This is a genomic window from Vreelandella sulfidaeris Esulfide1, assembly GCF_054072535.1.
The window spans coordinates 2,299,662-2,311,338 of record NZ_CM133364.1 but is presented as its reverse complement, the minus strand read 5'-3'; the positions used below and the strand labels follow the sequence as shown (position 1 = coordinate 2,311,338).

The 11,677-nt window shown below is 49.9% G+C and carries 11 protein-coding genes and 2 tRNA genes; 7 read left to right on the top strand and 6 right to left on the bottom strand.

The genetic code is table 11. From position 1 onward, the window contains the following. Window positions 1-65: 65 nt before the first annotated feature. Both ACW44H_RS10815 and hda read left to right on the top strand, forming a co-directional pair. The gene (locus tag ACW44H_RS10815; RefSeq protein ID WP_457504461.1) at window positions 66-1,211 is read left to right on the top strand and encodes an AI-2E family transporter; all 1,146 of its coding nucleotides are present in this window, start codon (window positions 66-68) and stop codon (window positions 1,209-1,211) included. After that, window positions 1,208-1,915: a DnaA regulatory inactivator Hda gene (gene hda / locus ACW44H_RS10810; protein ID WP_457504460.1), complete on the top strand. Its 708-nt coding sequence runs from the start codon at window positions 1,208-1,210 to the stop codon at window positions 1,913-1,915. The genes ACW44H_RS10815 and hda overlap by 4 nt, the downstream gene beginning before the upstream one ends. Window positions 1,916-1,998: 83 nt before the next feature. On the opposite strand, the gene ACW44H_RS10805 is transcribed toward hda, so the two are convergent. Further along, complete coding sequence (locus ACW44H_RS10805) at window positions 1,999-2,373, bottom strand: phasin family protein (protein ID WP_457504459.1); 375 nt, start codon at window positions 2,371-2,373, stop codon at window positions 1,999-2,001. A gap of 382 nt (window positions 2,374-2,755) precedes the next feature. Between ACW44H_RS10805 and ACW44H_RS10800 the strand changes: the two genes are divergently transcribed. Then, entirely contained in the window at window positions 2,756-4,132 is a 1,377-nt protein-coding gene (locus ACW44H_RS10800) for a class II fumarate hydratase (protein WP_457504458.1), read from the top strand. A gap of 13 nt (window positions 4,133-4,145) precedes the next feature. Here the strand turns inward: ACW44H_RS10800 and ACW44H_RS10795 are convergent, their stop codons facing one another. Beyond that, on the bottom strand, window positions 4,146-5,216 hold the full coding sequence (locus ACW44H_RS10795) for an endonuclease/exonuclease/phosphatase family protein (RefSeq protein WP_457504457.1): 1,071 nt from the start codon (window positions 5,214-5,216) through the stop codon (window positions 4,146-4,148). Between the two features lie 211 nt (window positions 5,217-5,427). Here ACW44H_RS10795 and ACW44H_RS10790 point away from each other — a divergent pair. After that, window positions 5,428-5,504 (top strand) — tRNA-Val (locus tag ACW44H_RS10790). 23 nt (window positions 5,505-5,527) lie between these two features. Next, window positions 5,528-5,604 (top strand) — tRNA-Val (locus tag ACW44H_RS10785). A gap of 54 nt (window positions 5,605-5,658) precedes the next feature. On the opposite strand, the gene ACW44H_RS10780 is transcribed toward ACW44H_RS10785, so the two are convergent. The 4 genes from ACW44H_RS10780 to ACW44H_RS10765 form a co-directional block, all read right to left on the bottom strand. Next, window positions 5,659-6,144, bottom strand: coding sequence for a GAF domain-containing protein (locus ACW44H_RS10780; RefSeq protein ID WP_457504456.1), 486 nt, complete (start codon window positions 6,142-6,144; stop codon window positions 5,659-5,661). A gap of 161 nt (window positions 6,145-6,305) precedes the next feature. Further along, complete coding sequence (locus ACW44H_RS10775) at window positions 6,306-7,097, bottom strand: MetQ/NlpA family ABC transporter substrate-binding protein (RefSeq protein ID WP_113269657.1); 792 nt, start codon at window positions 7,095-7,097, stop codon at window positions 6,306-6,308. Window positions 7,098-7,201: 104 nt separating this feature from the next. Beyond that, window positions 7,202-7,855, bottom strand: a complete 654-nt coding sequence (locus ACW44H_RS10770) for a methionine ABC transporter permease (protein WP_457504454.1) — start codon at window positions 7,853-7,855, stop codon at window positions 7,202-7,204. After that, complete coding sequence (locus tag ACW44H_RS10765) at window positions 7,836-8,894, bottom strand: methionine ABC transporter ATP-binding protein (protein ID WP_113269659.1); 1,059 nt, start codon at window positions 8,892-8,894, stop codon at window positions 7,836-7,838. Before ACW44H_RS10765 ends, ACW44H_RS10770 begins: the two co-directional genes overlap by 20 nt. Window positions 8,895-9,501: 607 nt before the next feature. Here ACW44H_RS10765 and ACW44H_RS10760 point away from each other — a divergent pair. Further along, window positions 9,502-10,128, top strand: coding sequence for a riboflavin synthase subunit alpha (locus tag ACW44H_RS10760; RefSeq protein WP_457504453.1), 627 nt, complete (start codon window positions 9,502-9,504; stop codon window positions 10,126-10,128). A 207-nt stretch (window positions 10,129-10,335) separates the two neighbouring features. Further along, complete coding sequence (locus ACW44H_RS10755; protein WP_113269661.1) at window positions 10,336-11,634, top strand: NCS2 family permease; 1,299 nt, start codon at window positions 10,336-10,338, stop codon at window positions 11,632-11,634. Window positions 11,635-11,677 lie beyond the last annotated feature (43 nt).

The window sequence follows — 11,677 nt, the reverse complement described above, 5'->3', positions numbered from 1 at the left end:
GTAATGAGAAAGCCAGCAGCGATAAGTGAAAATAGCCGGGTTAAATCCACGTTTGAGAGAGAACTATGCGTAATTCTTGGTGGGGTGTCCTATTTTTGGTGGTGATTGGCGGTTTAATTTATTTGTTAGACGCGGTACTAATGCCTTTTATTGCCGGGATGATTCTCGCTTATTTAGCCGACCCGCTAACCAACCAGTTTCAGCGCTGGGGTATGAATCGGCCACTTGCGGTGAGTAGCGTGTTTTTAGTACTGCTAATTGTTCTCGTGGTGAGCTTGCTGATACTGATTCCATTGCTCGTCCAGCAACTTAAACAACTGGGAGAGGCCATCCCTGGGATTTTTAATTGGGTAGAAAATACACTCGCTCCCCAGGTGCAAGAGTGGACAGGTTATGATTTGTCCATAGAGTTAACCAATGCACGTGAAACGCTGGTCGAAAACTGGCGCGATGCTGGCGGCTACTTAGCCCAGGCGTTAGGACAAATTGGCCGTTCCGGCATGGCTTTTGTATCCTGGATCACCTACGTGGCGCTGATACCCGTCGTCACCTTTTATTTGTTGTTGGACTGGAATCGTCTGCTCGATAATATTGCCAACTTGGTACCGCGTCAGTGGGCTGACGATACTTTTCGCTTAGCACGCCGCTGCGATGAAGTACTGTCATCGTTTTTGCGCGGGCAATTGTTGGTAATGTTGTGTTTAGGAATTATTTATGCGGTAGGTTTGACGCTCATGGGGCTTAATTTTGGTCTGTTGATTGGTTTTGTATCAGGATTAGTGAGTATTGTCCCTTTCTTAGGCTTTATCGTTGGCTTGGTGATTGCACTTGTTGTGGCCCTGTTCCAATACGCGACTTGGTGGGCAGTGCTAGGGGTCATCGTGGTATTTAGTATTGGTCAAATGGCCGAGAGTGTGATTCTGCAGCCAAAGTTACTGGGCGATAAAATTGGCCTGCACCCGGTCGCGGTCATTTTTGCTGTGCTAGCGGGCGGAAATCTATTTGGATTAACGGGTGTGTTGCTGGCGCTGCCAGTTGCCGCCGTAATCCTCGTGCTGCTTAAAGAAGTAAAAATTCGCTATCAGCACAGTGAGCTGTATAACGACCAAAATAGCGATAAGCAAACGACAATAATTGAAGTCGGTTCTACGTACCGTGATGAGTTAGGTCAGGATGAGCATAGTCGTAGAGATCTAGGGGAGTCATCATGAGCCGAGTACCGGCACAACTTCCATTGGGAATAGGTCTACGTGACGACGCAACCTTCGATAATTACTTTGTTGCACGAACAAATGCGCCACTGTTAGAAAGGATTACCCAGCAATTAAGCGCTGAGGGGGAGCAGTTTATTTACTTATGGGGTGCCCCTGGCGTGGGCCGTAGTCATCTGCTTCAAGCGGCCTGCCACGCAGCGTCAGACGCTGACAAGCGTGCACTTTATTTACCGCTGAATGACTTAGGCCACTTTCCGCCGTTAATGCTGGAAGATATCGAGCGCTTGGATCTGGTCGCCATTGACGATTTAGAGTGCGTCATTGGGCGTAAACGCTGGGAAGAGGCGCTGTTTCACGCTTTTAATCGATTAAGGGATGCGGGCAAAAAACTGGTGATTGCCGCCAGTGCTTCGCCACGCCAATTAAATGTGGTGCTGCCTGACTTAGCGTCGCGCTTGACCTGGGGCGTTACTTTTCATGTTCACCCTTTAGACGATGACGATGAGCGCTTGGCAGCTCTAAAGCTGCGAGCCAGCGTGAGAGGAATGCAACTACCCGATGACGTTGGCCGTTATATCTTGCATCGTGGCCCGCGCGAATTAGGCGAGCTATGCCGCGCAGTGGAAATACTTGATAAAGCGTCACTGTCGGCCAAGCGTAAGCTGACAATTCCTTTTGTGAAATCTGCTCTCAATTGGTAGAGCGCTTGCTAAAACGCCACCGCTGGCAGGGCCAGCGGTGGCGTTTTTTTGCATGCTTACCAGCTTGCTTACTTAATAAGTAATTAAGCTGTTTTGCTCATTTTGTTAGCTGCAGTTTGCGCTTGCTTGACGTTATCTTCAGTGATTTTTTGGCTTTTCTGGATAAAATCCTGCTGCAGAGAAACAACTTTATCTGCATCGCCTTTTGCACGCTCAGCCAATTCCTTCGCTACTTTTTGCTGGCTTTCCATATAGCTGCGTAGGCCTTCTGCATCTTTAACGTTCATTACCTGACGCATCTGGGCAACACCCGTATCGAAATAGGCTTTGCTAGCGTCCATTTGAGCATTGATCATTTTTTCAGTGTAATCAACGCTCAAAGCCATATAGGCACGTGCTGGTGCCATAAACATATTATCAAACTGCTGTGTCATTTCGTTAGTATTTAATGTACGCATTTATATACCCTCCAGGGTTGCATCAATATTGGCAAAAACCGTGTTTTCAAAACCTTATTTTCAAAAACTTATTTTCAAAAAACGTTTGCCAGAAGCAGCTATCCTGTGATGGGTGCTGCTTGTTGAATGAGGAGCTTTTTAAGCCATCTTGCGGTGCAGCATAGCAGCTGTTTTTGTGCAGTGCAACATTCCGCTTTTTTGCTTTTATTGATATATGACTTGGCTGGCTTATGGCGGCTAATAGCTCACAGGCCGAGCGATCACATTTACCCTAGTGTCCGAACCGACTAACTTGAAGGTAGTAACGTTATCGTTAGCGAACGATAGGGCGGCGGTGCGCTCAGAGAAGTAGCACTATTTTTCCTTAATAGGAGTAACAGCAATGGCAACACGGATGGAACGCGACAGTATTGGCGAACTGGAAGTGCCGGCAGATGCCCTTTACGGCGCGCAGACGCAACGGGCAATTAATAATTTCCCTGTCTCGCATTCGCCGATGCCCCCGGCATTTATTCATGCGGTTGCTCGCATCAAACTAGCGGCTGCACGCGCCAACCAGACGTTAGGAGGCCTTGATAGCGAACGCGGCGAAGCAATCCAAAAAGCGGCCCGTGAAGTATTGACGGGTAAGCATGACCATCACTTTCCTATTGACGTATTTCAAACCGGATCGGGCACTTCCACTAACATGAACGTGAATGAGGTGCTGGCAACGTTGGCTAGCCGTGAGGGCGTAGAGGTGACGCCGAATGACCACGTTAATATGGGGCAATCCAGTAATGATGTGATCCCAACGGCGATTCACCTCTCGGCAGCGATTGCGCTACATGAGTCCCTACGTCCGGCTCTGGTGCACCTGCGTGACACTATTGATCAGCGTGCCAGCGAACTTAGTCATGTGGTTAAAACCGGTCGTACCCATTTAATGGATGCTATGCCGCTGCGCATGGATCAAGAGCTAGGCGCTTGGTCGAGCCAGATTAATCAAGCCATAGAGCGTTTTGACAGTGCAATGAAAAGGCTGTGCCGACTAGCGCAGGGCGGAACCGCCGTAGGCACCGGTATTAATGCGCCTAGCGGTTTTGCTGAGCAGGTTGCCCAGGAGTTGAGTGAGCAGACGGGGTTAATGTTTACGCCTAATGATAGCTTCTTTGCCAGTCTTTCTTCCCAAGATGCTGCGGTAGAGCTGTCCGGGCAATTGAAAGGTCTAGCCTGCGTGGTTATGAAAATCGCTAATGACTTGCGCTGGATGAATTCTGGGCCACTGGCTGGGTTAGGAGAAATTGAGCTTGAAGCATTGCAGCCCGGCAGCTCGATTATGCCGGGAAAAGTTAATCCTGTGATTCCTGAGTCAGCGGCCCAAGCGGCTGCACAAGTGATTGGTATGGACACGGCGATTACTATTGCCGGGCAAAGCGGCAATTTTCAGCTGAATGTAATGCTGCCGCTAGTGGCTACCAACCTCCTTAGCTCTATTAGCTTAATGAGCAATACCGCTCGGCTGTTGGCTGATCGCGCAATTGCTACTTTTAAAGTTCGTGAAGAAAATCTGAAAGGGCCGCTAGCTAAGAACCCCATTTTGGTAACGGCATTAAATGGGGTGATTGGTTATAACGCCGCTGCAGCAATTGCTAAAGAGGCGTATCATGCAGGGCGTCCTATTATTGACGTCGCGGAGGAGAAGACCGACCTAGACCGAGAAACGTTAGAGCGATTGTTAGATCCAGCGGTGCTAACTCAAGGAGGAGTCCCTGAGTAGCACGGAGAAGAGATCAGGTCTCTTGCTTTTCAACTTTACCTTCTTGGATCGTTTCACTCGCCTCGCTACGCTCTTCAGCATTGGCTTCGGGCGTTTCATGTTCGTCTTTGCGCGAGGGGCGATAACAAAAGGTTGCCAAGATGGGGAAGTGGTCTGAACCGAAGTAGTTAAGCCGCTGCATGCCGACTAGGGTGAAATGCTCGGTCACGAAAATGTGATCGAGAGGCCAGCGCAACACAGGGTACTTGGCATGAAAAGTACTGAACAAGCCGCGTCCCCGGCGAGGGTCGAGCATGCCGCTGATGCGACAGAATAGCCGCGTGGTGCGTGACCAGGCCACATCATTCAAGTCTCCAGCCACTAACGTCGGCTGGGGATCTTTGTGTATCTTTTTTCCTACCAGCAACAGTTCCGCGTCTCGCCAAAGTGATTTTTCACTTTCGCTGGGCGCTGGTGGGCGAGGGTGAACGGCAAATAGCCGAATTGAGTCGCCATTAGCTAATGTCACTCTAGTGTGAATAGAGGGGATGTCGTCTTGGATCAGCCACTCAACAGAGGTGTTAGTAAGCTCCAAGCGCGAGTAAAGGTGCATACCGTAAAGGTTGTCTAGCGGGATTTTAACGCTATTGGGCCATTGCTCTGCTAGCGCTGGATCCAGTTGGTCTTGCCACCACTGGTCAGACTCAAGGGTTAATACAATATCAGGCTGATGCTTTTTGATCATATCGATCAAGGATTGCGCTTGCCTATTAGGGGTCAACACATTGGCGATAAGCAGCGTAATCGCTTTATCTTCGTCTTTACTTTTTGCCTTCTTCACCTGTAATGGCCACAGCGGCGTAAAGGGCAAGATGTAGTAGCCTTGAACCAAAAAAGTGACACCTGAAGCAAGCAACGCTACCCATTGCCAAGTACCTGCTTCAGCCAATACAGCGGCAAAAAGCCAAGTAATTACTGCCAGGCAAGCAATTTGTAGGCGTGGAAATTCAAAGCTACGGATCCACCACCAATGTAATTCAATGCGTGCAATCAGTGTCGCTAACAATAAACCGATGGCTATGCTTCCTAGCAAAATATCCAGCATGGTTTACTACCTTTATTAAAAATCAGGAATATCTAAGTACCTAGCCTAGCGTCATAAATATTATAAATAAATATATGTTATACAAATGTTTTCTGTTACAGGTTGAAGGTTACGAATACATTCGCCAGCTGCGGTAAAAGAGCTTGCAATTCAGTGATAAACGCGTAAGATACGCATCCGTTGCTCGGCACGTTTTTGTCAAAAAAGAGATAGGACCATAGCTCAGTTGGTTAGAGCGCCACGTTGACATCGTGGAGGTCGGCGGTTCAAATCCGCCTGGTCCTACCAGCCTTACGCCAACATCTTTTTTCAGGACCATAGCTCAGTTGGTTAGAGCGCCACGTTGACATCGTGGAGGTCGGCGGTTCAAATCCGCCTGGTCCTACCAGCTATCGTCAAAAGCACCCCAGGTATTGTTGCCTGGGGTGCTTTTGTATGGACGCTATGCGGCGAGTTCGATCAGGTCGGGTAGATCAGTTTGGCGCATAAACGTTGTTACCAAGGCTTCGATTCCCACTTGATCTTGCTGGGTAAACCGCGCATGAAGTGGACTATCCAGATCGAGTACGCCCCAGAGGCGGCCATCCACTACAATTGGCACCACGAGCTCCGAGCGAGAGTTGGTGTCGCAGGCAATGTGGTCGGCAACCGCATGTACGTCGTCCACTCGCTGAGTCGTTTGCTGGCGAGCGGCCGCACCGCATACGCCTTTGCTGAAGGGGATCGGGTGGCAGGCAGGCTGACCTTGGAAGGGCCCCAAGCCCAAAACATTGGGCTGACGCTGAAGGTAAAAACCGACCCAATTAAGGTCGCTAAGCTGCTGTTGAATGAAAGCGCAGGTTTGTGCGGTGTTAGTGAGCCAATCCCGAGTATCGAGCAGCGCTTCAAGCTGGCGATTGAGTAGGGAGTAGTCGACTGAGGGTTGCATACGGCTTCCTTAGCGATAGGGCATAACTGTTAGCACAATAAGCCAGTGCTTTATTTCGCAGAGCATAAGGCCGGCAGTTATCGACGTTCATGTCGACGTTCAAGCCGGCCTTATTACATCGTTTTAATGCTGCGAACAGCTAACGATAAGAGTGCTGGTCGTTACTCGGTCCAGCCTGGCACCGCTGCACCCTTGAATAGCTCTTCTGCTTTTTCGATCACTTCATCGCGCTGATAAGCATCGACCAGCTGGCGGATCTCTTCACGCTCTTCGTCACCGTCGCGTACAGCGATCAGGTTGACGTAGGGAGACTCAGGGCCTTCTTTGATCAAGGCATCATCCAAACTCAAGCCTGCCGGCTGAGCGAATGTATTGTTGATGAAGGCCATGTCGACATCTGGCAGTACGCGCGGCAGCTGAGCTGCTTCGATTTCGCGGAAACGAAAGTCGCGTGGGTTTTCAGCGATATCAATAGGTGTGGACTCTAGAAACTCCGGGTCGTTAAGAGTGATCAGGCCTTCGTTGTGCATCAGTATCAGCGCCCGGCCCTCATTAGAGGGGTCATTCGGCAATGCGATCTGCGCACCGTCCGGTAAGTCGTCGATGCTGTCGTATTTTTCCGAATAAGCGCCTATCGGGTATACAAAGGTATAGCCGGCAATCGCTAGATCATAGCCACGGTCGTTTACCATCGACTGCAAATAAGGCTCATGCTGATAGGCGTTTGCGTCTAAACTGCCATCGGCCAAGGCAGCATTCGGCGTGACATAATCAGTGAACTCGATGATTTCAACATCCAGATCATATTCTTCTTTGGCGATACGCGCCGCGACTTCCATTACTTCTGTTTCAGGGCCGGCAACCGTGCCCATTTTAATGCTGCGTGTTTCCGCATTGGCGACGTTAACCGCAAGGGCTAGCGCTGTAAGGCTACCAATAATCAATTTTTGCATGAAGTTTCTCCAGTAACGTTGCAAGTAATTATCCAATGATGCGGCAATAAGAATTCGTTGTCTAATGCGATTTGGTTATAACGGATTAATGCGCTGTGATGCTGTTACTTACGATCACTTTTGCGCACGAGGTAGTCACCCATGCTCTGAAAGCCCTGGACCATAACGACCAGAATTACCACCGTAATCAACATGATAGTGGGGTTAAAACGGTTATAGCCATAGCGAATACCCAGATCGCCCAGGCCGCCGCCACCAACAGCACCTGCCATGGCAGAGTAACTAACAAGCGTAACAACGGTGATTGTTAGACCTGTCATGATCCCGCCACGGGCTTCTGGAATCAGCACTTTGCGTATGATTTGCCATGGGGTTGCACCCATGGCCTGGGCAGCTTCAATTAAGCCAGGTGAGATTTCGTTCAGCGCAGCCTCCACGAGCCGAGCGACAAACGGAATGGCAGCAATGGTAAGGGGTACTGAGGCCGCGTTAATGCCAATTGATGTGCCCACTAACATTCGCGTAAAAGGAATGATCGCCACCATTAAAATAATAAACGGGATAGAGCGGCCAATGTTAGTAATAATACTCAGTGCTTGGTTGAGCACTGGCTTCGCTAATATTTGGCGTGGGCGTGTCACATAGAGCATCACCCCTAGTGGTAGGCCCACAAGCGTAGAAATAAGCCCTGAAACGGCCACCATATAAAGGGTGTCCAGCGTCGCCTGTAAAATTAGATCAATCATTGCGCTGGACATGGCCGAGTACCTCTACCTGTAGTTGATGAGATTCAAGATAAGTCATGGCTTGCTGGGTTTGCTCTGGTGTGCCTAGCAACTCTGCAATCATCAGCCCCAGGGTGCGTTCCTGTATCGACTCTACCTTGGCTTGCAGGATGCTAACATCGACCCCGCACTCGCGGGCCAGACGGGAAATCAGTGGCGTAGAGACCGCATCGCCCGAGAACGTCAGGCGTACCACCGGGTGGGTGTTTTCGCCTGGGGCATCGATGAGTCTTTCAGTCAGCTCCTTAGGCGGCGTTAGCTGAAGAAAGTCATTGAGAAACTCACGGCCAAGCTGAGTTCGCGGCGCAGTAAAGAAATCGCCGACTTCTGAATCCTCCACCAGTTCACCGTCAGAGATTAGGCTGACCCGGTGGCAAATGGATTTGACGACTTCCATCTCATGGGTGATCAATAAGATAGTGATGCCCAGTTGATGATTAATATCGCGTAGTAGCTCCAATATTGAGCTAGTGGTTTGTGGGTCTAACGCAGAGGTTGCTTCATCGCACAGCAGCACCTGCGGTTTGCTTGCCAGTGCCCGGGCAATCGCAACACGCTGTTTTTGGCCGCCAGAGAGCTGGGCAGGGTACTGATTGGCTTTGTCTGCCAGGCCGACCATTTCCAGTAGCGGAATAACGCGCTCTCGAATGGTGTGGCGTTTTTGGCCCATTAGCTCTAGCGGGAGGGAAACGTTATCGAATACTGTGCGCGTGGTCAGTAGATTAAAATGTTGAAAAATCATGCCGATGCGATGACGTGCCCGGTTTAGGTCGGCGTTGCTTAAACGCGTCATTTCCTGGCCATCTACCTTGACGCTACCGCTTGTGGGGCGCTCTAGCAGATTGACGCAGCGAATAAGCGTGGACTTACCCGCGCCAGAGAGACCAATGACGCCGTGTATCGTGCCTTTAGGAACGATGAGATTGGCTTCTTTAAGCGCATGGACGGTATTCGAGCCGCTGCCCTTGTTATTACTGAAATAGGTTTTACTGACGTTGCTAAGTTCAATCATAGCGTCTGCCTTAACGGTAGGCCGAAGACGGAGAGCGGGGCGCAACTACCGGGCGGGTCAGTATAGGGCGGGCCAACATCGAATGGGAAACAAAAAAGGCCACCCTAATGGGTGGCCATCAACGCTGGACACACCCGTTTAGCTGCACTTCACCGAGTCAGTGACTCGATGGACGCCCGCAATCTGGGTACAAATCGGCGTCTTTACATTTGCGGCAGAATTCTAGAGATAGACAGTTTCTATGTCAATTATAACGGACTGATTTTATAGTTTAAGTGCTTAAAACAGTATTATTTTCTAAAGTGGGTTGGTATTAAGGTTTTTAAGCCTGTTTGCATGGTTTGGAACGTGTTCGGTTGGGTAAAAATCCATGCTTGTGAACGGCTTTAGAAAAGCGAGTGGCGTAGAATAAACAGCCAAAGGTAGATGACCAAGAGGGCAACCTTGGCGCGCCAAAACATGAGGCGCCAGATGTAGGCTGGCGTCAGTGATTCCGTTATCTTTACCCACTATTTTGAGACACTCGTTTTTCTCACCACTTATTTTCAGTACTAATTTCCATCACTACTTTTCAACACTACTTTTCACCACTAGGAGAATGAGCCCTATGTTTACTGGCATTGTGCAAGGAGTCGCCAGAGTAATTGCGGTGCATGAATTGGATGATTTTCGCGTACATGTGGTGGAAATGCCGCCCAGCATGCGCGAGGGGCTTGAGATTGGGGCGTCTGTTGCGCACAACGGTGTCTGTTTAACGGTGACGGCTATCGACGGTGACAGCGTTAGTTTTGATCTCATGCGTGAAACGTTGAGATTGACTAATCTTGGTGCAATCACGCCAGGGCAGTGCGTCAATATAGAGCGTGCAGCACGCTTTGGTGATGAGATCGGTGGGCATTCCATGTCGGGGCACATTATTGCCATGGCAGAGGTGGTGGCTATTGAAGAGGCACCTAATAACCGTCGATTATGGTTTTCCTTACCCGAAAGACTCGGCCGGTATGTGTTTGAAAAAGGCTATATCGGGGTGGATGGTATTAGCTTGACCATAGGCGATGTGCGGCAGGCTGATAGGGGGGGCGTGGAGTTCAGCGTCAATTTAATTCCTGAAACGTTGTCGCGTACCACCCTCCAGAATCGAGCGCCTGGGGATAGTGTGAACATAGAAATCGATCCGCAAACCCAGGTGATCGTTGAAACCGTTGAGCGTGTATTGGCGCAGCAGCGCCGGTAATGTTATTTATTGGCTGCAGAATTGACCGATCGGTTAGCTCGTGGCCTAAAGATTGCTTGGCATAATCGGCGGGGCTGTTTCCGCGTATATTGGTCGCCATACTTAGGCGCTCGCATCATGGGGAGCGTTTCGGTAGTATGTGCGGCTTTTCTCAGCACCAGAACGCATACTAACCATGCGGCGTTAGCGCTAAGGATAAGAACATTCATGAAACTTCTGGATAACTATTTCAAGCTCACTGAGCATAAAACCAATGTGAAAACAGAAGTTATCGCTGGGATCACCACGTTCCTGACGATGGCCTACATTATTTTCGTTAACCCGAGCATCTTGTCTGAAGCAGGCATGGACTACGGTGCGGTATTTGTTGCGACATGCTTGGCCGCGGCGATTGGTTGTTTTGTGATGGGCTTGTGGGCCAATTATCCTATCGCCCAGGCACCAGGTATGGGTTTAAATGCCTTTTTCACCTACGGTGTGGTACTGGGAATGGGCTACACCTGGGAGGCGGCGTTGGGGGCTGTCTTCTTCTCCGGCTTAACCTTTTTCTTATTAAGCATTTTTAGAATTCGGGAGTGGATTATCAACTCCATTCCTATGACGTTACGGCTCGGTATTGCCGCCGGTATCGGCCTTTTCTTGGCGATGATAGCGCTTAAGAATGCGGGTATCGTGGTCGCTAATCCAGCGACGTTTGTTTCATTGGGAGATCTCTCTCAGCCGCCTGCTATTTATGCACTGCTCGGCTTCTTTGTTATTACCGCGCTCTCATATTTGAGAGTTACCGGGGCGGTCATGATCGGTATTTTGGGCATCACGGTGATGGCCATGGTCCTTGGCCATAATGAGTATGGCGGGCTGATGTCGATGCCCCCGTCGATTGCGCCTACCTTTATGGCGATGGATTTGATGGGCGCGCTGGATGTGGCGATGCTCAGTGTCATTTTTGCTTTCCTATTTGTGGATTTATTCGATACGTCCGGCACGTTAGTGGGGGTTGCACACCGCGGCAAACTGTTAGACAAAGATGGCAAGTTGCCGCGCATTGGCCGCGCTATGATGGCCGACAGTACGGCTTCTATGGCGGGTGCTGCGCTGGGTACTTCCACCACCACTAGCTATATTGAATCAACTGCAGGTATTGCATCCGGTGGACGTACTGGTTTAACGGCGGTAATCGTTGGCGGTTTATTCCTCATTAGTCTGTTCTTTGCCCCGTTGGCAGGCTCTATCCCAGCGTATGCCACGGCCGGTGCATTGCTATATGTGGCCGTATTAATGGCTGGTAGCTTGGCGCACGCTAACTGGGAAGACCCCACGGATGGTGCTCCTGTGTTGATTGCCGCACTGGCCATGCCATTGACGTTCTCAATTGCAGAAGGGATTGCGCTAGGCTTTATCAGCTATGTGGCAATTAAGGCGCTTTCGGGCCGTTTCAGCGACTTGAATCCGGCCGTCATTATTTTGTCGCTGCTGTTTGCAACAAGATACCTATTCTTAATTTGATCGGGCTTTGCATCTGCTTGCCCCTTAACTTTTTTACTATTCG